21 protein-coding genes are annotated in these 21,035 nt (G+C 38.1%); 8 read left to right on the forward strand and 13 right to left on the reverse strand.

Annotated elements, in window-relative coordinates; translation table 11 throughout:
* Nucleotides 1–201: 201 nt before the first annotated feature.
* From ACTBZY_RS24975 to ACTBZY_RS24995, 5 genes are all read right to left on the reverse strand, one after another.
* Nucleotides 202–693 carry a hypothetical protein gene (locus ACTBZY_RS24975; protein WP_463049112.1) on the reverse strand — a complete coding sequence of 164 codons (492 nt, stop codon included), beginning with the start codon at nt 691–693 and terminating at the stop codon, nt 202–204.
* Between the two features lie 297 nt (nt 694–990).
* The gene (locus ACTBZY_RS24980) at nt 991–1,818 is read right to left on the reverse strand and encodes a glycerophosphodiester phosphodiesterase (RefSeq protein WP_463049113.1); all 828 of its coding nucleotides are present in this window, start codon (nt 1,816–1,818) and stop codon (nt 991–993) included.
* Nucleotides 1,819–1,898: 80 nt separating this feature from the next.
* On the reverse strand, nt 1,899–2,021 hold the full coding sequence (locus ACTBZY_RS24985; protein ID WP_463049114.1) for a hypothetical protein: 123 nt from the start codon (nt 2,019–2,021) through the stop codon (nt 1,899–1,901).
* Nucleotides 2,022–2,242: 221 nt separating this feature from the next.
* Entirely contained in the window at nt 2,243–2,764 is a 522-nt protein-coding gene (locus tag ACTBZY_RS24990) for a hypothetical protein (RefSeq protein WP_463049116.1), read from the reverse strand.
* A complete protein-coding gene (locus ACTBZY_RS24995) occupies nt 2,761–3,225 on the reverse strand; it encodes an N-acetyltransferase (RefSeq protein WP_463049117.1) in 465 nt (154 codons plus the stop codon). Before ACTBZY_RS24995 ends, ACTBZY_RS24990 begins: the two co-directional genes overlap by 4 nt.
* A 612-nt stretch (nt 3,226–3,837) precedes the next feature.
* Here ACTBZY_RS24995 and ACTBZY_RS25000 point away from each other — a divergent pair.
* The 5 genes from ACTBZY_RS25000 (at nt 3,838) to ACTBZY_RS25020 (ending at nt 9,784) form a co-directional block, all read left to right on the forward strand.
* Entirely contained in the window at nt 3,838–4,896 is a 1,059-nt protein-coding gene (locus ACTBZY_RS25000; RefSeq protein WP_463049118.1) for a saccharopine dehydrogenase C-terminal domain-containing protein, read from the forward strand.
* Between the two features lie 17 nt (nt 4,897–4,913).
* Nucleotides 4,914–5,825, forward strand: a complete 912-nt coding sequence (locus ACTBZY_RS25005) for a 2-oxoadipate dioxygenase/decarboxylase family protein (RefSeq protein ID WP_463049119.1) — start codon at nt 4,914–4,916, stop codon at nt 5,823–5,825.
* Nucleotides 5,822–7,348, forward strand: coding sequence for an L-piperidine-6-carboxylate dehydrogenase (gene amaB, locus ACTBZY_RS25010; protein ID WP_463049120.1), 1,527 nt, complete (start codon nt 5,822–5,824; stop codon nt 7,346–7,348). Before ACTBZY_RS25005 ends, amaB begins: the two co-directional genes overlap by 4 nt.
* Nucleotides 7,349–7,623: 275 nt before the next feature.
* The gene (locus ACTBZY_RS25015; RefSeq protein ID WP_463049121.1) at nt 7,624–8,061 is read left to right on the forward strand and encodes a response regulator; all 438 of its coding nucleotides are present in this window, start codon (nt 7,624–7,626) and stop codon (nt 8,059–8,061) included.
* Nucleotides 8,062–8,065: 4 nt separating this feature from the next.
* Nucleotides 8,066–9,784: a PAS domain-containing sensor histidine kinase gene (locus ACTBZY_RS25020; RefSeq protein ID WP_463049122.1), complete on the forward strand. Its 1,719-nt coding sequence runs from the start codon at nt 8,066–8,068 to the stop codon at nt 9,782–9,784.
* A 118-nt stretch (nt 9,785–9,902) separates the two neighbouring features.
* Here ACTBZY_RS25020 and ACTBZY_RS25025 read toward each other — a convergent pair whose 3' ends face one another.
* The gene (locus tag ACTBZY_RS25025) at nt 9,903–10,025 is read right to left on the reverse strand and encodes a hypothetical protein (RefSeq protein WP_463049123.1); all 123 of its coding nucleotides are present in this window, start codon (nt 10,023–10,025) and stop codon (nt 9,903–9,905) included.
* 1 nt (nt 10,026) lies between these two features.
* On the opposite strand from ACTBZY_RS25025, the gene ACTBZY_RS25030 reads away from it, so the two are divergent.
* Nucleotides 10,027–11,046 (forward strand): glycoside hydrolase family 43 protein, encoded by a 1,020-nt coding sequence (locus ACTBZY_RS25030; protein ID WP_463049124.1) that lies wholly within the window; start codon nt 10,027–10,029, stop codon nt 11,044–11,046.
* A 32-nt stretch (nt 11,047–11,078) separates the two neighbouring features.
* Here ACTBZY_RS25030 and ACTBZY_RS25035 read toward each other — a convergent pair whose 3' ends face one another.
* Nucleotides 11,079–11,564 carry a MepB family protein gene (locus ACTBZY_RS25035; RefSeq protein ID WP_463049125.1) on the reverse strand — a complete coding sequence of 162 codons (486 nt, stop codon included), beginning with the start codon at nt 11,562–11,564 and terminating at the stop codon, nt 11,079–11,081.
* A 100-nt stretch (nt 11,565–11,664) separates the two neighbouring features.
* On the opposite strand from ACTBZY_RS25035, the gene mscL reads away from it, so the two are divergent.
* Nucleotides 11,665–12,111 (forward strand): large conductance mechanosensitive channel protein MscL, encoded by a 447-nt coding sequence (gene mscL / locus ACTBZY_RS25040; protein WP_463049126.1) that lies wholly within the window; start codon nt 11,665–11,667, stop codon nt 12,109–12,111.
* Between the two features lie 53 nt (nt 12,112–12,164).
* Nucleotides 12,165–13,472: a DUF2254 domain-containing protein gene (locus tag ACTBZY_RS25045; RefSeq protein WP_463049127.1), complete on the forward strand. Its 1,308-nt coding sequence runs from the start codon at nt 12,165–12,167 to the stop codon at nt 13,470–13,472.
* Between the two features lie 127 nt (nt 13,473–13,599).
* Here the strand turns inward: ACTBZY_RS25045 and ACTBZY_RS25050 are convergent, their stop codons facing one another.
* The 6 genes from ACTBZY_RS25050 to ACTBZY_RS25075 all read right to left on the reverse strand — a co-directional run.
* Nucleotides 13,600–13,998, reverse strand: coding sequence for a hypothetical protein (locus ACTBZY_RS25050; RefSeq protein WP_463049128.1), 399 nt, complete (start codon nt 13,996–13,998; stop codon nt 13,600–13,602).
* Between the two features lie 142 nt (nt 13,999–14,140).
* Nucleotides 14,141–14,572 (reverse strand): hypothetical protein, encoded by a 432-nt coding sequence (locus ACTBZY_RS25055; protein WP_463049129.1) that lies wholly within the window; start codon nt 14,570–14,572, stop codon nt 14,141–14,143.
* A 169-nt stretch (nt 14,573–14,741) separates the two neighbouring features.
* Complete coding sequence (locus ACTBZY_RS25060; RefSeq protein ID WP_463049130.1) at nt 14,742–15,218, reverse strand: SRPBCC family protein; 477 nt, start codon at nt 15,216–15,218, stop codon at nt 14,742–14,744.
* Nucleotides 15,219–15,512: 294 nt separating this feature from the next.
* Nucleotides 15,513–18,824, reverse strand: coding sequence for a bifunctional amidotransferase subunit GatB/aspartate--tRNA ligase AspS (gatB/aspS, locus tag ACTBZY_RS25065; protein ID WP_463049131.1), 3,312 nt, complete (start codon nt 18,822–18,824; stop codon nt 15,513–15,515).
* 74 nt (nt 18,825–18,898) lie between these two features.
* Nucleotides 18,899–19,267, reverse strand: a complete 369-nt coding sequence (locus ACTBZY_RS25070; protein ID WP_463049132.1) for a four helix bundle protein — start codon at nt 19,265–19,267, stop codon at nt 18,899–18,901.
* Nucleotides 19,268–19,767: 500 nt separating this feature from the next.
* A partial coding sequence (locus tag ACTBZY_RS25075) for an amidase family protein (RefSeq protein ID WP_463049133.1) occupies nt 19,768–21,035 on the reverse strand: 1,268 nt, incomplete at its 5' end.

Here is a 21,035-nt window from a genome sequence, read left to right on the forward strand (position 1 = left end):
GCCCTTCGTTTGTCTATGATCCATTTATGTAATTTACAAATAGTTCGTAATTGCGTTTTTTTCTAGCCCATATTTTATCAATGTCTTAAATGCTAATTTTAACTAAAAACACTATCTATATGGTAAAAAAAATCTCCACGGGCCGGTCAAAAGACCGACTAAACACAAGTACAAGGTCTAAAAGACCTTGCACAGCGGTTATTACAAACTCATTCCTTCCTCTTGGTATTTATAAGCTTTTGGACATTCGCAACTAATTAAATATCTGATTTGCCATATTACGGAAGTAGTATCTTTATGAGAGATTATATTATTGCCATGAAAAATGGTATTTCCATACGGAACCCCTAAATAGCTAAGAACTATTGTGTCCTTTGAAATATCAATAAGTTCGTATTCCATCTCACTTATAATCACTTTTTTAGGCTTATGAATTAAGTATTCAAAATTGGTTCTACTCATGATAGCTGTATCTCCTCCAAAATCTCTGGAAAAGTCATATTTAAGATTCCATTTAAAATTATAATAATCTAAATTATTTGTAAACCTAGCATCCACAAAATCATAGGTAGTAAAACTCCAGCATTTATTTCCATTGAAAACTAGGGTATACCACAGTCTAATTTGAGCTAAATAAAATAACATCACAATTACAAAAACTAAAATCAAAAGAAACCTTTTTTTTATCACCATAATTTGCAAGTCTTTCAAACGAAACGATAAATTTAATATATTACTAACCCCTTTCCCTCAGCAGAGTCTCGCCAGAGCGGACTCTGCGGCACTACTATTCTGCTATGCTGGGTCTTCCTGTCTGCCGATTTATCCACCGAAAGGAGGACAGGCAGGTTCGACCCAGTATGTGTATTAACAGGTCTTCAGACCTATACAGGGAATACTCTATCGCCTGAGAAATCGGCAGCTAGAAAGATCTACCAGAGTTTGCAGAGTCAAATGAGTTGAGACCCTCCAAGGGTAGAATCATCAAAACTAGTGAACGTCTAGTTTTGAAAAAGCTTGAATCATCTCTTCTAGATTATCGGTCAAGATAAAATCGACTCCAGCATCAAAAAGTGTGTTTAATTGAGTTACTTTTTCTGAATGAAAATAATTAATCATAACACCATTATCCTTTAATCTTTTAATATCGGATAGCATTTTATCATCATCTCTACTACTTTTTATTTGCAAAAATGGGTAAGCTTCTCTAATAGTGTCTTCAATATATGCTGCACGTGAATTTAATCTGTTCATGTTGCATATTTTCAGACCAGAATCTACACTTCTAACACCGCGTGCAGCCTCTTTTTCACAAGCAATTACGGCTTGATTCATTCTATTTTCAGCAATAATCACTTTAGACGTTTCTATACCCACTTTTTCAGTGCCCTTAAGATGAATATTTAACCAAATATATTCAGGCATCATCTGAAGAACCTCTTGAAGCGTTGGTACTTTTTCACCAGCAAATTTGTCAGATTTCCAAGTACCCGCATCTAGCTTTCTTATCTCTTTAGAAGTCAATTGAGAGACTTTCCCAGAGCCATTTGTTGTTCTGTCTACCGTCTCATCATGCATTATAATCAGCTTGTGGTCTTTTGTAAGCTGTACATCGAACTCAATCATGTGTGCACCTAATCGAATAGCCTCTTTAAAGGCAGCCAAGGTATTTTCTGGATGGGTTTTATTTGCACCACGATGTGCACAGATTCCTTTTGAAGCTAAACTTTCAGATTGTGCTACACACAGCACATTGCTAGAAAGAAATGGCAGCAAGAATAAACACTTCTTTAAGAAAACGAATTTATCAGAATTCACAGACTATTGATTTAGGATGATATACTTAAATAAAGGTAGGCTTATTTAAAACTAAATTTCAACAGCGGAAATCAAAAAACTTACAACATGGCCTCTACCCTAGGTAAAAGAACCTCGTCTTCAATAATGGCGTGTCGTTTTAAATCTAACTCAAACAAGTCAATTTGGTTCATAAACACACTATAAGCAAAAGGCACTTTCATGTCCTTAACAGCCTTTTTCCCTCCTTCGGACTCTCCGCCATGGACTCCACAGCTTTACAAATAACCCATTTATTTTTCAAATCTTTTTTGCTAAAACCTATTACCAATCCTAATTATTCAAACCAGCTTTTCCTACTATTGTCGGATGGAAAGACCGGTCCTAGCAGTGCAGCGTCCAATAAATTGAGACTCAGCTAGGGGGAGATCAATAGCAATTAGAACTAAAGCAAAACCTCCTTGTTACTGACATGTTTACGCTCTGTTTTTTCCCATGCAGATGATGAAAGAAAAGCACTAACCTTATCTTGATAATAAACCCTAGGCCATAACTCCTTTTCAAAACTGCATAAATTTTTATAAGTGGCCTCAGAATGAAGCATCAGTCTATAAATAAAAGTATCCTTTGGTTGACGATGGTTATTTATAACATGACTTAAAGTAGTAGGCTCAATATCAATATCTAACGAAAAGTTTTTCCTCTTTGTATAAAGAATATCAACGTAAGTTTCTAAAAACTTAGAAAAAGCGGGCTTGCTCTGCGACAAAGGATCTTCTAAGTATTCTTCCATTTGATATTTCAACTGTAAAAGTTTTGCAGAAACTCCTTCTCTCTTTTTAAACCTCAAAGCTCTAGCAGTTAAAATCGCTTCGCTTTCCGATGCCCTTTCGGAATCCGATAAATTACGAGAATCAACTAAATATTTAAACTCCTCTAAATCCTTATTTACCGTTTCTTTATTCATAATCGTATTTTTTTTATTAAGTGAATAAGCTCATTTCCATCTAAAAACAAGCTCTTTCCAGCTTCCAGCATAGCATACTTTTCCTTATAATACTCTTTCAATACTGTTTTCGGAATAAGTGAGATGCACGCCCATTCTCCAAAAATTTTAATAGACTGTTTCCCTGCAAAGGCAATTAAACAACCCACTATATTCCTATACTTCTTATCCTTCCCTCTATTTTCTTTTGAAGCAGCTAAAAGTCTGATAGCTATTCTAGATTCACTCTCTATAAGCTCCAAGGATACTAGACCTAATATATCCTTTGAGCCCTTTATTTGTAATTTATAAACCTTGAATTTCCTTTCTTCTCTCCAATCAAACCAATAGCGTTCTTGCGTAATAGCATTAAAATCCTCCTCAACTACCGTAACAATTTCAACCTTATGGCTATTTCCAGAGTCGCTCTCGATTACCTTCATGTATTAAAGTTAACAAAAAGTATGCATAAAACGTAAACAAATTTAATACATATTGCGAATTTTGAATAACTTTTAACATTGGCTCTGCTAAATATGAATAATATTCAATCTTAGAATATTCTGCCATACAAATTCTTCATTTCTGCCGCTTTATTCACCCGTAGGAATACAGAGTCCAGTAAATTGAGACTCTGTAATGGAGAAGTAATTTTCAATCTTAGAATATTCTGGAAGTGGGAATGTATAAGCACTAGGAGCGTCTCAGAATCCTCCAAACCAACAAACCCTGAAAAAAACCTGCAAGAAAACGTCCTAAGAAGAAAAAACACCGAAGGTTATGAGTTCTAGTCCCATAAACATGGACCATAAATAAACTGACTAGAAGTAATAACAATCCGTAAAAGGTAGGAAAACCTATTACTAATCCTAATTATTCAAACCAGCCTTTCCTCCAATCGGAGATAATTCGGCAGACAAGAATACCTTGCACAGCATAAGCACGGACGCCTCAGAAATCAAAAAGTCTTAAATTCATTAAGCCCCTTCCAATTGCTTTTCCCCTTCCAAATGTGTACATTTCGTACACTTCAACAACCAAACCGATTAAACTTTATGAAACGCATTTTAGTCCTAGGAATGGGCAAAGTGGGTAGTCTGGTAGGCGTACTTCTTAGCAAAAAATTTGAAGTCACCGGGCTGGATAAAAAGAAACCCCATTACAATTATCAATTACCTTTTAATGTCATTGAAGGTGACGTTAGTTCAGAAGAATTCTTGCAGAAAACGCTGCCAGACTTTGACGCCGTAGTCTCGGCTTTACCTTTTTTTCTAAACAAACCTATCGCCAGATTGGCGGCAGCCTTAGGTCTTCATTATTTTGACCTCACAGAAGATGTTTCTACCACGAACTACATTAGGGATCTATCTAAAAAGGCCACCACGGTAATGGCTCCACAATGTGGCTTGGCTCCTGGGCTTATTGGCATAGTGGGAGCTAATCTGGCCTCAGAATTCGACAAAGTAAGAGACATTGAACTAAGAGTAGGAGCTTTGCCCAAATACCCCAACGGTTTGCTGGCTTATTCTTTCACCTGGTCGCCAGATGGTGTTATTAATGAATACATCAATGATGCAGAAGCTATTCATAATGGCGTTCGCAAAATGGTGACCTCTCTGGATGGTCTTGAGTACATAAATATAGAAGGAAAAGAATTTGAAGCTTTTACCACCTCTGGTGGTTTGGGCACTATGTGTGAGACTTTTGAGGGTAAAGTAGATACTTTAAATTACAAGACCATACGCTATCCCGGGCATTGTAAATTGATGAAATTCCTTATCCAGGAATTAATCTTAAAAAAAGATAAGCCCTTACTTACCAGCATTCTGGAAAACGCTAAACCTCCGGTAAAAGAAGATGTAGTGTATGTGTATGCCATCGTAGAAGGCTGGCAAGATGGAAAATTACTCAGAAGTGAGTTTTACAGAGCTTATATGCCTTTAAGTATTGAAGGAAAAGTATGGCGAGCCATCTCCTGGACCACCGCTGCATCTATTGCCGCAGTGGTAGAAATGGTGGCCAACGGCAGTTTACCACAACAAGGCTTTATAAAGCAAGAGGAGATATCATTTGACGCTTTTCTGGCGACAGAAAACGGTCAGTATTTCGTTTAATTCTAAAGACCAAAGCAATGAGATTCGAAGAAAAACAAACCTTAGATACTGTGATGAATCGCCTGTTTACGCCTTATGAAGAAAGGGTACCAGTGGTTCAGAAAATCATGGAGGCTATGCTGGCAGAGGGTATCATTAAAGACCCTCAAGAGATAGTGAATGACCATATCGCGTTCAGAACCATGGGGGTGCCCCAGCTGGGCGTGGCCTCGTTCGAAAAGATATTCCTGCATCATGGATATCAGAAAAAAGACTACTTCCATTTTGAAGGAAAAAAACTAGACGCATGGTGGTACGCACCACCTGAAGAAAAATACCCTCGCATTTTTATCTCAGAACTTCGGGTAAAAGATTTGAGTACTAAGGCACAAGAAATTATCAAAAAATACACGGATGAAGTGCATGCCGATCCTGTAGATGAATTAGACTTAGATAATGCGGATGAAGTGGGTCTTTTTTTTGAAAAACCATTATGGCCGCTCCCTACTTTGGCAGATTACCAGAAACTCAGTGAAGAAAGTGAGTACGCTGCTTGGGTAATTTATAATCGCTACTACCTGAATCATTATACCATAAGCGTACATGCCTTAAAACAAGGCTATAATACGCTGGAGGAGTTTAATGCTTTTTTAGAAAGCCATGACGTTAGACTTAATACCGCTGGTGGAAAAATAAAAACAAGCCCTGATGGACTATTGGCTCAGAGCAGCACCGTGGCAGATATGGTCATGGCTACTTTCAAAGGAGGAGAGAAAGTGGAGATTCCGGGCAGCTATTTAGAATTTGCGGAACGCCGATTACTTCCAGAATTTCAACATTTAAAAGGGCCCGCCATCAAAAGAGAACATCTTAGGGATGGCTTTGAAACTGGCAATGCCGATAAGATTTTTGAAAGCACATTTTCATCACAGACCTCAAAAAAAGCATGAAAGAATTAATTCAAAGAATAAAAACAGAATTGAATAATGCCGGCGTAAGCACGGGTACCATAAACACCATAGGAACTGGAAATAAATTCACCATTGACTCACCAGTGGATGGCTCAGTGATAGGTGAAGTGTATGCTGCGAGCCTGTCTGACTATGAGAGCGTCATCAAAACTGCTCAAGAGGCAGCCGTCTTATGGCGAAATAAAACAGCCCCAGCAAGAGGGGAAGTGGTGAGGCAGTTTGGCCAGAAATTACGAGAGCATAAGCAGTCCCTGGGAGAACTTGTTAGTTTTGAGATGGGTAAAAGCTTGCAGGAAGGTCTGGGCGAAGTACAAGAAATGATAGATATCTGCGATTTCGCAGTGGGTTTATCTAGACAGCTTTACGGCTTACAGATGCACTCAGAAAGACCGCAGCACCGCATGATGGAGCAGTGGCATCCATTGGGCATTGTAGGGATTATCTCCGCCTTCAATTTTCCGGTGGCTGTTTGGGCTTGGAACACGGCTTTAGCCTGGGTTTGTGGTAATGTATGTATCTGGAAACCGTCGGAGAAGACGCCATTTACAGCCATGGCTTGTCAAATGATTTTTGCGGAAGTGCTAAAGGAAAATGATTTACCCGAAGGCATTTCTAATTTGGTCGTGGGGGATCGGATTATTGGAGAAGCAATGGCAAAGGATCCTCATATAGATTTGCTTTCTGCTACGGGTTCTGTCCCAATGGGGAAATCTGTTGCCGTGAATGTGGCGGCCCGCTTGGGTAAGTCTTTGTTAGAACTTGGCGGCAATAATGCCATCATTCTTACAGAAAGTGCAGACCTAAAACAAGCCATTCCTGCTATTGTTTTTGGTGCAGTAGGTACTTGTGGTCAGCGTTGTACGTCTACCAGGAGGTTGATAGTTCATAGCTCCCAATATGACGCATTAAAGGAAAAGCTGGTTAAAGCCTATGGCCAATTAAAAATTGGCGACCCCTTGAATTCTGAAAACCATGTGGGTCCACTAATTGACACAGAGGCGGTAGAGAAATATTTCGCCACTATTAAAGAAGCAAGCGTTCAAGGAGGAAAGGTTTTAGTGGGAAACGGCCAAGTGGAAGGCGATGTCTATAATTCAGGATGTTATGTGCTGCCTACTATAATAGAAGCGAATGCTCAAATGCCTATACTTAAAACGGAGACTTTTGCCCCTATCCTATATTTGGTGAAATATGAAACACTGGAGGAGGCCATTGCTATTCAAAATAACGTACCTCAGGGATTATCCTCCGCTATTTTCTCCTTAAATCTTAGACAAGCCGAGCAGTTTCTTTCTGCAAATGGCTCAGACTGTGGCATTGCCAATGTGAATATAGGTACTTCTGGTGCTGAGATAGGCGGAGCCTTTGGTGGTGAGAAAGAAACAGGTGGCGGCAGAGAAAGTGGCTCAGATGCCTGGAAAGCCTATATGCGTAGACAAACCTGCACCATTAATTATGGCACAGAACTACCACTGGCTCAGGGGATAAAATTTTCTCTTTAGGAGATGTTAGCATTCGCTGCAAGGAAAACACCCCAACATTACTAAGATCTAAAGGCATTGCAGGCATTCATAAAAGTAAGAAACGGTGTAATCTGATTTAGGTTATAGTTCTAGATACAAATGCTTATATTAAGATAGATAAAGTGGTTAGCTGCACTTGTTCAAATTATATTCATATATTGCCATTTTTATCCTTCCTGCATGACCATTGCCACTAGCTCCGTAAGACAAATGCATGAAAATAGTTTTAACCTTTAAGCTAAATTTTAAACCAAATGAAAAACATCTTTCTTGCGGATGATGATGCCGATGACCGAGAATTTTTCAAAGATGCACTGGAGCAAGTAACGATTCCAACTGAACTAACAACTTCAAGTAATGGCTTGGAGTTGATGAGCAATCTTGACATATTAATCCAACATCCACCGCCCCATATTATTTTCTTAGACCTAAACATGCCTTTAAAAGATGGTTTTCAATGTTTGGAAGAAATAAGAAATACGCCCAAGTTAAAGCGTATACCCGTTGTCATATTTTCAACTTCGGACAATCACGTTTTTGTAGATAAAACATACGAACAAGGGGCAAATTATTATATCCGAAAGCCAACTTCGTTTTCTCTTTTGGTAAAGGCTATTGAAAAAGTTTTAACACTAGAAATGTTTCCAGTTCCGCAACCATCGAAAGAGAATTATTTCTTATCAATTGTCTGACATCATGGAAGAGAAATCATCCAATACTATCACTGAACGAGCTTTGCAAAAGGAAAAGCTGGCGGCAGAATTAGTCATGGCAAAAAAGGAACTTGTTTTTCAGAATAAAGAGATAAAAAAAAGAACCACCGAATTAATAGAGGCCGACAAAGAACTGGTTTTTCAAAATGACGAAAAAGGAAAACGTGCTGAGGAATTAGTGATAGCCAATAAGGAACTCGCTTTTCAAAACGATGAAAAAGAAAAACGTGCTGAGGAATTAGTCACAGCTAACCACGAACTGGCTTTACAAAATGACGAAAAAGAAAAAAGAGCTGAGGAACTTAGCCTTGTCAATAAACAACTTAATCAATCGCAAAAACGCTTACAGGACAGCTTAAAGGAGGCATCAGAGTATAAAGATGCCTTAGACGAAACCACTATAATAGCCATTACAGACCAAAAAGGAATTATTAAAAAAGTAAATAGTAATTTTTGCAAAATATCTAAATACACAGAAGAAGAGTTAATCGGACAAGACCACGATATTCTCAATTCAGGATATCACCCCAAGGCATATATCCATGATTTATGGAAAACTATTGCCAAGGGAAAAACATGGAAAGGCGAATTTAAAAACAAAGCCAAAGACGGCACTTTCTATTGGGTGGATACCACTATTGTTCCTTTTCTCAATGAAGACAACAAACCCTATCAATATCTGGCCATCAGAGTTGACATTACCCAACGTAAGGCCTCTGAAGAAGAATTAAAAAGTGCAAACATAGATCTTGTTTTTCAGAACGAAGAGAAAGAAAAGCGGGCCGCAGAACTCGGTATCGCCAACAAAAAGCTTGCTTTTGAAAACGAAGAGAAAGAAAAGCGGGCTGCAGAGTTGGGTGTTGCCAATAAAAAGCTTGCCTTTGAAAACGAAGAAAAGGAAAAACGTGCCGCAGAGTTAATTGTGGCCAATAAGGAACTTGTTTTTCAAAACGAAGAAAAGGAAAAACGTGCCGCAGAATTAATCAGTGCTTATAAAGAGTTAGAATCGTTTACCTACATCTCTAGCCATGATTTGCAGGAGCCATTAAGAAAAATACAAATATTCGCTTCAAGGCTGATTTCTGACGAATCTCAGAAGTTGTCTGATAAAGGCAAACGGCATATTATAGGAATGCACGACTCCGCCAATCGTATGCAAACCTTGATAACTGATTTGCTTGCATACTCTCAAACAACAACGCTAGAAAGAAAATTTGAAACCACTGCTCTTAACATTATAGTAGCAACTGTACTAAATGATCTCACAGAAATTATTGCCGAAAAAAATGCAGTTGTACGTGTTGGTGAAATGTGCCATGCCCTTATAATTCCCTTTCAGTTTCGCCAACTCATGCACAACATCATTGGCAACGCACTTAAATTTTCTCAACCCGATATACCACCGTTTATAGTCATAGAAAGCACCATTTTAAAAGGCAGCAAAGCAGAAAATCCTAAACTTTTGCCCGATAAGGACTATTGCCACATCACCATTACCGATAATGGTATTGGCTTTGAACCTCGTTACAAAGACCACATCTTTGAATTATTTAAACGCCTTCACGGTAAAGAAAAGATATCGGGCACAGGAATAGGACTGACCATCGTAAAAAAAATTGTAGAGAACCATCATGGTATCATTACAGCTACAAGCGAACTAAACAAAGGAGCAACCTTTGATATTTACATTCCTGCGAGTTGATAGCTTTATTGAGAAACCCTTCTAGTACAAAAGTTGAGCGTAGAGACCGTTTACGACCTACTAATAAAAGGGTTCATTTATAAGTCTGTAAACAGCCTTAAATAAACCATACCTCTAATTAATAAATAGCACTAAACTGTAATCTTCCGTCAAAGTTTCGACAAAATCCTCCCACGTCTACTCCTACCCTATTTAATTCCAAACTTAGCGTTTGAATATAAAATTTGATTCTATCTTTCATTATGAAATTGAATACCCTAGTTAACCTATTCTTGGTGGCAGTTTTGTTTGGCTGCGAGCGTGAAAACACTACCACTGAACTTTCTGGAAATCCTATTGCCGAAGGTTGGTATGCCGACCCTGAGGGCGTTATTTTCGGTGATGAATATTGGATATACCCTACCTTCTCAGCCAAATATGAAGACCAATTATTCCTTGACGCTTTCTCTTCTAAAGATTTAGTAAACTGGACTAAACACGAAAAAATCATTGATACCACCATTATCAAATGGGCGAGACAAGCAGTTTGGGCTCCTTCTATCATAGAAAAAGACAAGAAGTATTATCTATTCTTCTCTGCCAACGATGTACAAAGACCCAGCAGAGGAGCGGCTTTTGACCCAAATAACGACATCAATCATTCAGGAGGAATTGGCATAGCCGTGTCAGATTCTCCCAAAGGCCCTTTTAAAGATTATATCGGTAAGCCATTGATATCAGACTTTTATAATGATGCTCAGCCTATTGACCAATTTGTCTATAAAGATGAGGACGGTACCTATTACCTTTTCTATGGTGGATGGGGACATTGTAATGTGGGAAAACTAAACGAAGATTTTACAGGATTTATCCCCTGGGAGGATGGCTCCCTTTTCAAAGAGATTACGCCAGAGGGCTACGTAGAAGGCCCATTTATGTTTAAAAGAAATGGGAAATATTACTTCATGTGGTCTGAAGGCGGCTGGGGAAACAGTACCTATCATGTTTCTTATGCCATGGCAGATAAGGCGACCGGACCTTTCAATAAAATAGGCACCATATTAGAATCAGATACCACCATAGCTACGGGAGCAGGGCATCACTCTGTGATGCATCCTGAAAACACGGAGAAATACTACATGGTTTACCATAGAAGACCCATCCCAAATGAAGGACGCGACCACCGTGTGATATGCATTGACGAGATGTATTTCAATGAAGATGGCACCATAAAGCCAGTCAAAATAACGAATGAGGGGGTTGAGTCTCATTTGTTACCTTGATAAAATGAATCAGTGGTGGAGCTTAGATAAGTTTATTGATTTTGATACAATACAGCGACCCTATCAAAATCAATAGCATCATTAATTTCAAAGAAATAATCTAACTGCCACTTTTGGGTTCTTTCTGCTTGCTTATTATTTGCAGTATCCCAGATAGGATAAACTCTAAATGCTCTTTTTCCTTCTTTCTTTTCTGTTGAAATTATTCCTTTTTGAATCAAAATAGATTTCGGAAAAACAAACTGTCCAAAAGCATTCTCTGTCTTAACATTGACCACATAAAAATCAATTTCATCTGATTCATTAAAAGGCTCTATGAGTCGGTTGCCATTTCTTTTCCAAAATGTCACAAATTGACCTGCCTTCTTTGGAGTAATTTTTGAGTTTCTGCATAGTACGTTTTTCCCGTTCAACAGAAATCGACAGGCATCATATTCTCTGCTTTCTAATTCTGCTTTAAAGCATGACAGTTCCAATCCACATTTATCATAAACCGCTGGGGTCAAATTAATATCCACTATCTTCTGCTATTCGTTTATTTGCTAAGCTAGTTCGTTTTAAATTTTTTATAATCCATACGAGCCTAAATTTCGAATATTAGAAAAAATCGAGATAAAAATGGCTTTTAAATTTTTCAACGAATTCAAAGAGTTTGCCGTCAAAGGCAATATGATAGACATCGCCATTGGTGTCATTATTGGTGCGGCATTTAATAAAGTAATAGATAGCCTAGTAAAGGAAGTCTTTATGCCACCGCTCAGCCTGATGACAGATGGGGCACGCTTTGAAAACAAAAAGATAGTGCTGCGTGAAGCTATGATGCAAGGGGAAGAACTTTTACACGCAGAAGTGGCTATAGGATACGGTAAACTACTAGAATCCACCCTTGATTTTGCCATCATTGCCTTAACTGTTTTTCTGGTCGTAAAAGTGATGCACTCTATCAAAAAGAAAGCAGACGACCCAAAAGACGCTACCGTAGCAACACCCAAAAACATAGAACTTCTTTCTAAAATCTGCGACTTGATGGAAAAACAGGTGAACCTACTTGAGAACAAGAAATAGCCTCATTGGCCAGGGCCAATGGTCTAAATACATTTAAACTAAAACATAGACGCATGAAAAAACTATTATTCTTTTGGAACAAGCTTAAGTCTACGTTTTGGTTTATACCTGTGGCCATTATCGTTATTGCCATACTTGCCGCCTTACAACTACTTTATCTGGATAGCCATTTAGCATTTACACCAAAAGGTGTTTTACAATACATTTTCCCTGGCAGTGCAGGAGCCGCTAGAAGTGTGCTATCCGCCATCTCTGGAGCCATGATTACCGTGGCGGGTACCGTTTTTTCTATCACTTTGGTGGCTTTGACTTTGGCTTCGTCGCAGTTTGGACCTCGGCTGCTCCGCAACTTTATGCACGAGCGGCTTAATCAAGTGGTGCTCGGTACCTATGTATCTACATACCTTTATTGCCTAATTATTCTCAATGCCGTCAGAGATAACGACAGCATCTCTTTTATTCCTACGCTATCCGTTTTTGCAGCCTTTTTGGCTACCATCGCCAATATTATTCTGCTTATCATTTTCATACATCATATCGCCATCAAAATACAGGCCGATGCTGTGATAGCTGACATCTCCGAACTACTCTCAAAAAACTTTGAGTCTCTTTTTCCACAGGAAATTACATTAGGAGAACCTACTCGTAAAGAACCTGATATGACTCAGATTTTAGACCATTATGAATATAATATGCCAGTTCTAGCCCCGAAAAATGGATATTTACAATTCATAGATGCGGATAGCTTAATTCGTACCATGAAGGATAAAAACCAGCTACTCATTATGGATGCTAGACCTGGCAGTTATTTAGTCAAAGGATTTACGGTCGGTATGCTTTACGCATCAAAACCCATTCAGCCAGATGAGCTTAGTTCGCTCCAAAACATGTTGGTTTTAGGAAATCAAAGGTCACCCGACCAAGATGCTGAGTTCTCCATATTACAAATGGTGGAGATAGCCGCCAGAGCCTTATCGCCTGGTATCAATGACCCATTTACGGCCATAGCCTGCATAGATAACTTGACGGCCACCATGTGCCGATTAACGCAAATTCAGTTTCCGTCGAAATACAGATATGATGATGAAGATCAACTCAGGGTTATTGCTAAAAACCTAGATTTTAAAGGCCTCATGGACGCTTCTTTTAACCAGATTAGGCAATACGCAGCAGGAAATCCGTCGGTGTTGATTAAACTCATGGAGGGTCTTAAAACCCTAAAGAATTTTGCGACCATAGAGGAACACCATAAAGCCATAAAAACACACGCCGATATGGTCAAAAGACTAGCAGAAGAAAGCATCAAAGAAATAAACGACCTAAACGACTTAAAAGAGCGGTATCAGACTTTTGAAGATTGATTGGTTCTGCTGACTAAACCTTTGACCACGCTGCGGTCGGGGTTTCTCTTTTTTGCTTGCTCACTCTTCCTTTAGCCTAGCATCGTAAACAAAACGCAGAGCAAATTAATCACTTTGAGGTAAATTTTCATTTTCCACCTCTAAACTTTTGAGACCGACTGAAAATAGCATAAACTATAAACCAGCATAGCATCAATACACCTAGAAGCAGTAAATAAGATTTTAAATGAATGCTTAAATCTAACTGTCTTGAAATTCTATATGAGTGATTTAACATGGTAGAATTGAGTATCGATAGGATTGCAACGCTCAAGTAAATAATTACGGATAAATATATATTGTCCAAAAATCCTTCAGAAAACCCATTATTACCATAACTTTTCAGATAATAATATTCCATTACTAAAAGAGAAATAGGGGTGACTATTAGAAATAAAAATCCCACTGCTGGAGCCATAAGTATTGATATTCCTATAGGAAAAATAGCTAAACCGCTTAATTTTAAAAGTACCTTTATTTTCTCCATTTTTATATTGCGTGTTCATTCCCGATATAATCAGCCTAAGGCTGATACGCTTTAATCACTTGCTTCCGAAAACATTACCTTCCGGCAAACCAAAGGCTTGCAAACACTCCATCGAAGCTACAAGCTTTGAAAAGTAAGTTTGCTAATTGGAAAGCCCACCAATCTCCACACATTCTATTAAGGGTCTCCTATCTTCAACTAAGAAGAAATCACATTTAATAGCTTCAGTTTTAAAATCAAACATTCGTGTTTCCACTTCCAGATATCCTACAGAGATGGCCGAAAGAAAAACCTTGACACTTAAAGGTCCATTTGCACTAAAAGTATATTCACCACTTTCTGTTGTTTTTACTTTTAAACAACCCATAGTTACTACTGAATGACTAAGAGGTAAACCAGTTATTTTATCGTAAATAGTTCCTGAAATATTAGTTGGTTTTCCTTTTGAATTTATCATCTCTAAAAGGTATCCGCCATCATTATTTGTTGGCATAAGTGCCAATTTCGGTCTAACAGTACAAGAAACATTTAAGGTAAGAAGTGTAATCACCAAAATGACTAAGTTTTTTTTCATTATTCAATATTTCATTAATTCCCATTACTAAGCCTCTAGCTTAGCAGCTGCGATAATCATATGCCTTAATTTATACCTACCGAAAACATTACCTCCTCACAAGCCAGAGGCTTGCAAACACTCCTTCGAAGCTACAAGCTTCGAAGAGCAAAGACTAAAACGCGACCTCTTAATTGATTAATATTTTTCGCCACTTATCCGTTTCAGCAAATTCTTTAATAATTTGATTTCGTTTTGATAATAAATCTGTCATATAATTTTCAAGAAATAGCACATCAGCTAATTTACCCAAAATACCTAGAGGAGATGTATACTCAAATACGTCGACCATTAGAGTGCCATTTTCAAAATCAGAAAAATGATGTTCATGGCTAAATCCTGAAAAAGCACCTTCTTGCATTTCATCTACAAAGTATTTTGGCTTTTCAAATTCCATAATTTTTGATGTTAGATTTTGATAAACTCCAAAATGCCTTGCTCTCCAAGTTACACTTTCACCTAAACCTATCAATCCGCTAGTTTTACCGGCAACGGCCTCTTCATTTGTCTGTTCTGTTGATATTTTATGTAAATCAATACTTCTAGAAAGGTCAAAAACTATTTCTTTATCAGCTGTAATAACTGTTCTAAGTTCGATTCTAGGCATTTTTGTGATTGAAAAATATACACTAATATAGCAAATCCCTCTATTTAGCTTGATTGATTTAAGGCTATCAATTAAAATTGTTTTGGGAGGAGAAAAGTAACAGTAAAATTTAGGATTGCCCTAAAACAGAACACGCAGCCCACAAAACTGGAGCTGCATGTCGCAATTACACTTCATCAACAAACTAAAAACCAAATAATATTTTTAGTGTTACAAATCTATAAAAAGTTTAATCGAAAAACTAAATGATTATAATACAAGATTAGCAAAAGGTAAATTAGTACGTCAAATTGTTCAAATCGACTTCACATTTTGTTCATTTATCTTCTTTTCCGATAAAATAGAAGGACTATTGAAAAGCAAATCTTCGCCAGATCCCGTTTTTGGGAAAGCCATCACTTCTCTAATGGAGTTTCTTTTTTCCAAAATCATCATCAACCTATCTATACCCCAAGCTATTCCTCCGTGTGGCGGTGCACCGTAATGGAAAGCCGTATACATCTGCCCCACGCTCTTCATCATCTCCTCCTTATCGTAACCCATGTTCTTATAAGTAGCCTCCAAAATTTCTGCTTTATGAGCCCTCACAGAACCTCCACCTATCTCGTATCCGTTAAGCACCATGTCATACTGCTGAGCTATGATCTCTCCCACGTTTTCGCTCTTCATATGCTTATCTAGGTCTTCTACCTTTGGCATAGAGAACGGATTATGGGTAAAGGTCCATCTTCCTTCGTCTGTTTTTTCAAAGAAAGGGAAATCAATAACCCAAGCCGGATGCAATTCCTTTGGTTTGATAAGTTTCAGGATATCGCCCAACTCTTGTCTTACGGCGTCTAAAGCCGTATTGGCCGTTTTATAATCTGCGGCGGAAAAGAAAACAATATCCCCTACTTGGGCATCGGTAGCCTTAATAATATTGGCACAAACGTCCTCTCCTAAGAATTTAATAATAGGCGACTGTAAATCGTTTTCGTTGACAATAATATAGGCCAAACCTCCCAAACCGTGACTTTGAGCCGTAGCCGTCAATTTCTCAATCTGCCCTTTTGAAAGTCGCGTTTTCTGGAACTCTACACCTACTTTAATACATTTCACGATTCCGCCATCTTCTATTGGCTTAGCGAAAACTTGAAATTCCGTTTCTTTTACAATATCCGTAATATCCTGCATTTCCAGTCCAAATCTTATATCTGGTCTGTCGCAGCCATATTTATCCATAGACTCTTTATAAGTCAATACTTTAAACGGATGCAGTTTCCATTTTTTGCCATAAACCTTATGAACCACCTCGTTAAATAACTTGGTATTGATGTCAATCACATCTTGCATGCTCACATAAGCCATCTCAATATCCAGCTGCGTAAACTCAGGCTGTCTATCGCCACGCGAATCTTCATCTCTAAAACATCTGGCTATCTGGAAGTATTTTTCAAAACCTCCCACCATCAGCATTTGCTTAAATTGCTGTGGAGCTTGCGGAAGCGTATAAAACTTACCGGCAAACTTACGGCTAGGCACTATAAATTCTCTGGCTCCTTCATCTGTTCCTGCCGTTAAAATAGGCGTTTCCACCTCTATAAACGACTCAGCGTCTAGTACGTCTCTTATCAGTTTTATAACCTTATGACGGTTAATAATAGCCTGACGAGCTTCTGCACTTCTGTGGTCCAGATATTTATATCTAAAACGTACATTTTCACTCGTTTTAGCGGCTCTCTTAATTTCAAATGGCAAAGTGCTGGCAGCGTTAAGTACTTCTAAATTAGACGCATTCAATTCCAGTTCTCCTGTTCTAATGGCCGCGTTAAAGTCATCCTCTTGTCTTTTGATAACACTTCCGGTTACCATTATCACAGATTCAGGTTTTAGCTTCGCAAACAAATCAATTTTAGAGATGTTATCTCTATCTAACCTGATCTGCATCACCTCGTAAGAGTTATCTCTAAGGTCAATAAACACCAACTCCCCGTGATCTCTCACACTGGCTACCCATCCAGAAAGTGTCACTTCCTGCTCAAGCAAAGCCTCAGAAACTTCTGAAATTTGATGTGTCCTATATTTATCTTTAACTACAATTTCTGTAAACCTGACATCTTCCTCTAATTCCGTAGATTTCTGGCGTGTCCCACTAGATTTGGCATTCTTGGCGGCTGCTTCACTCGCTACCATTTCAGCATTAAGTTGCGACAAAATCATCTCACGCACCACTTTACCATTGGCACCTTTACCAACCGTCTGTAATACTTTACCTACTAAAATCCCGGCTTTACCTTGGTTTCCGGCTTTAATCTCATCGGCAGTCTCTTTGTTATCCGCAATCACGGCGTTGATGGTCTCTGCTAATGTATCGTTTGAAATGCTATGCTCTTTAAAGTAAGTCTGAAAATCAAAATTTGGGTTTTGAATCAGCTCTTTAATAGCATTTTGAAGCAAAATTTGCGTAATACTTCCAGATTGTAAAGCAGCAAAAACCTTAATCAGGCTTGCCGAATTTGTGATAGACGTATAATCTTCTGGTTTCAGATTGTTCAATAAAGTCTTAGCCACAAAAGAAGTGTCTTTTAGCTCTTTATTGATAGCCGTAAACAAATCTGACCTTACAGAATCTGACGTGAAAAATTTAGCATCCTGAGGTCTTACACCTCCATTAATCAATGTGCTTTCAATAGCAAACGGCAATAAGGACTCGTCTACCTGCGTAGCGGCTACTTCTTTCTCAATATTGACAAAAGGAATGTCAGGCTCTAAAACATAACGATAATCCGCAGCAAATTCCTTGGTACGCATCACCTTAGTTTGCTTTAGGGCTTCATCCCAAAGTACAGTGGTTTGTTCTGGTCTTGGTTTTTTATGCTCTTTAAAATAGGCGAATTGCTTGCTAACTTCCTCAATTAGAGCCTCCACCATAAACTTGAAGGAATTCAAGTTCTTTATTTCTGTTCTAGGGTTTAAGTCGTCTGTTCCTATTTTTCTTAAAGAAACCGAAACGTCAGATTTAAATTCCCCTTTTTCAAGGTTTGCTTCTGAAATTCCTAGATTCTGAACAATACGCTGCACATATTGAGCATACGTAGCTGCATCTTTTAAGGTTTTGATACATGGTTTGGTCACCACTTCTATCAATGGAACACCACCTTTATTAAAGTCTACCAATGTTTGCTTACGCTCGTGCATCAGCTTGGCGGCATCTTCTTCTAGGTGAACTTGCTCAAGCTGCACCGAAAAAGTAGTTCCATTATCTCTGTAACAGTTTATTTCGCCATCAGGAATGATAGGTTTTTGAAACTGTGTCAGCTGAAAGTTCTTTGGATTATCAGGATATTCATAATGTTTTCTATCCCAGCAAATAACACCATTTGAAAAAGTAGAATTTACCGCTTTTCCAAAAATGATGGCTTTTCTAATAGCCTCACTATTGATAGCGGGTAATACGCCCATTTGTCCTGTACAAACAGAACATATATTGGTATTAGGCTCTTCTGCTTCTGCATTTGGGCAGGCACAAAAAAGCTTGGTTTTAGTATTAAGTCTGATATGAGTTTCTAAGCCAATGACTACCTCAAGGCCGTGTTGCTCTAATTGTTTTTCTAAATCTTGTACCATTTTCTATTTTTTGGTAACCCCAATATTCTAATATGTCAATGAATTAATGCGTCAATGCTTAAATAATTCACCTTTTAATTATTGTAAGTTGTGTCTTTAGCTTTTGTTATAATTCGAGATATTTCGTTCGCTTCTACCAAGAGTCTTTCAAGCTCTTCTTTACTGTCTGACAAATTCGTTTCTTTAATGATTTCAAGCCAGTATTCCGTTTCATCCGCTTCTTCTTCCACTATACAGATTTTACTAAAAAACTCTTTTTTCGATCTCGCTCTACAAGCTGCTCTATAATTAGCTCCTGTAGAAGTGGCAGATTTAATCAATTGGTATGTTATTACAGAGGATGCTTTATTTTTTTTCAAAGTATCACAAAGAAAAATCAAATCAACGGCAAATTTCTTTGTCCTTGTTTTCATCTTCTCTATAAAAATACTTTTCTCACTCATACATACTTAAGGTTAAATTAAAACATCGCGTCCCTCATGAATTCTATCCCAGAAACATTAAATCCATAACCCCTTTTATCATTAGAACATTGAATCATTGTATCATTAAAACCCTGAACTCTTACTATTGGAGCATTAAATCATTGTATCATTAAAACATTAACCCCTTTTATCATTAGAACATTTAATCATTGTATCATTAAAACCCTGAACTTTTATCATTGGAGCATTGAAACCTTTTATCATTAAAACATTAATCCCTTGAGACATTGAATCATTGTATCATTAAAACATTAACCCCTTTTATCATTAGAACATTTAATCATTGTATCATTAAAACCCTGAACTCTTATTATTAGAGCATTGAATCATTGAATCATTAAAACATTAACCCCTTTTATCATTGGAGCATTAAATCATTGAATCATTAAAACATTAATCCCTTGAAACATTAACTCCTTTTATCATTTAACCATTGAGAGTCCTTGTCTATTAAAACATCAACTAAGCCCTAACTCATTCAAGTAATTAGCGAACTGAAGAACTTTATCTTCACGCTTTTTATCTGCGGTTATTTGAAGACCGGTTTCTGTACCATGCGGTACGGTAAGCGTTGGCAAGCCTCCCAAACTAAAACCTACCGTGTAAGCATCAGAAAGGTACATGGCCAATGGGTCTTTTAAATTATCTCCAATAAGAGGTGTTGGCTGCGGTGTCACTGGTGACAATATGATATCCACGTTCTCAAAATCCGATGAGAATTTGCTAGAAATCTCGTTTCTAATGGCTCTTGCTTTAAGGTATATAGCTTCAGAGTGCCCCGTAGATAAAACCTGATTACCACCCACAATCCTTCTTTTGGTTTCTTCCGTAAAATTATCAGACCGTGTTTGGGCGTAAATCTCCTTCAAGTTACTCCCCTCTTTGCGTTCTCCGTAATTTGTTCCATCTAACCTTGCCAAATTGGAAGCCGTTTCTGCCATGGCCAACGTATAATAAGTAGACACCAAAGTATCACTCTCATAAAAATCCAATTCCACTACCGAAACGCCATCTGCTTTCAATTTTTCTATCAAAGCCTTAAAATCTGCTTTAATACCTGCATCTAAGGCCTCTGTTTGAATGAAGTTTCTGTAATACCCAACTTTTAGTGTTTTTGCCTTAGCTGTATTTCCAAGTGTATCCTTAGAAACTGGCGTAGTTTCTAGTGTGGTTTGATCGTGGTAATCTTTCCCACTCAACAAGTTCAACACAATTCTGATATCCTCTAAACTTTTCGCGATAGGACCTACGGTATCTGTAGATGAAGCATAGGCCATTAAACCGTATCTAGAAATACGTCCGTAAGTTGGCTTTAAACCATATACCTTATTATATCCAGCTGGCTGACGGATAGACCCACCGGTATCTCCACCAATAGAAAAAGCGGTGTAACTCTTTGCTACGTTCACAGCACTTCCTCCACTTGAGCCTCCTGCTACTTTCTTTTCGTCCAATGCGTTTTTGGCAGAGCCAAAAACCGTATTCTCTGTGCTACTACCGTGGCCAAAACTATCACAGTTTTCTTTCACTATGGGTATGGCACCCGCATCCAATAATTTTTGAATCGCGGTAGCGGTATAAGGAGAGATATAAGTCTTCAGAAAATCTGAACTCGCAGAAGCGGGCTCTCCCTGCAAAAGGTAAACATCTTTTATTCCGAAAGGAATCCCTTCTAAAAGACCTATCTGCTCACCATTTGTTATTTTATCATCTACCAGAGCAGCAC

This window comes from Arcticibacterium sp., assembly GCF_055134445.1.

Excerpts from the sequence above, each read along its gene's own strand:
- ACTBZY_RS25045 (WP_463049127.1), top strand. The coding sequence starts at position 12,165 with ATGAAAAAACTATTATTCTTTTGGAACAAGCTTAAGTCTACGTTTTGG.
- gatB/aspS (WP_463049131.1), bottom strand. The coding sequence starts at position 18,824 with ATGGTACAAGATTTAGAAAAACAATTAGAGCAACACGGCCTTGAGGTA.
- ACTBZY_RS25005 (WP_463049119.1), top strand. The coding sequence starts at position 4,914 with ATGAGATTCGAAGAAAAACAAACCTTAGATACTGTGATGAATCGCCTG.
- ACTBZY_RS25025 (WP_463049123.1), bottom strand. The coding sequence starts at position 10,025 with ATGAAAGATAGAATCAAATTTTATATTCAAACGCTAAGTTTGGAATTA.
- ACTBZY_RS25055 (WP_463049129.1), bottom strand. The coding sequence starts at position 14,572 with ATGAAAAAAAACTTAGTCATTTTGGTGATTACACTTCTTACCTTAAAT.
- ACTBZY_RS25000 (WP_463049118.1), top strand. The coding sequence starts at position 3,838 with ATGAAACGCATTTTAGTCCTAGGAATGGGCAAAGTGGGTAGTCTGGTA.
- ACTBZY_RS24995 (WP_463049117.1), bottom strand. The coding sequence starts at position 3,225 with ATGAAGGTAATCGAGAGCGACTCTGGAAATAGCCATAAGGTTGAAATT.
- mscL (WP_463049126.1), top strand. The coding sequence starts at position 11,665 with ATGGCTTTTAAATTTTTCAACGAATTCAAAGAGTTTGCCGTCAAAGGC.
- ACTBZY_RS25050 (WP_463049128.1), bottom strand. The coding sequence starts at position 13,998 with ATGGAGAAAATAAAGGTACTTTTAAAATTAAGCGGTTTAGCTATTTTT.
- ACTBZY_RS25020 (WP_463049122.1), top strand. The coding sequence starts at position 8,066 with ATGGAAGAGAAATCATCCAATACTATCACTGAACGAGCTTTGCAAAAG.
- ACTBZY_RS24990 (WP_463049116.1), bottom strand. The coding sequence starts at position 2,764 with ATGAATAAAGAAACGGTAAATAAGGATTTAGAGGAGTTTAAATATTTA.
- ACTBZY_RS24985 (WP_463049114.1), bottom strand. The coding sequence starts at position 2,021 with ATGAAAGTGCCTTTTGCTTATAGTGTGTTTATGAACCAAATTGACTTG.
- ACTBZY_RS24975 (WP_463049112.1), bottom strand. The coding sequence starts at position 693 with ATGGTGATAAAAAAAAGGTTTCTTTTGATTTTAGTTTTTGTAATTGTG.
- ACTBZY_RS25015 (WP_463049121.1), top strand. The coding sequence starts at position 7,624 with ATGAAAAACATCTTTCTTGCGGATGATGATGCCGATGACCGAGAATTT.
- ACTBZY_RS25030 (WP_463049124.1), top strand. The coding sequence starts at position 10,027 with ATGAAATTGAATACCCTAGTTAACCTATTCTTGGTGGCAGTTTTGTTT.
- ACTBZY_RS25060 (WP_463049130.1), bottom strand. The coding sequence starts at position 15,218 with ATGCCTAGAATCGAACTTAGAACAGTTATTACAGCTGATAAAGAAATA.
- amaB (WP_463049120.1), top strand. The coding sequence starts at position 5,822 with ATGAAAGAATTAATTCAAAGAATAAAAACAGAATTGAATAATGCCGGC.
- ACTBZY_RS25070 (WP_463049132.1), bottom strand. The coding sequence starts at position 19,267 with ATGAGTGAGAAAAGTATTTTTATAGAGAAGATGAAAACAAGGACAAAG.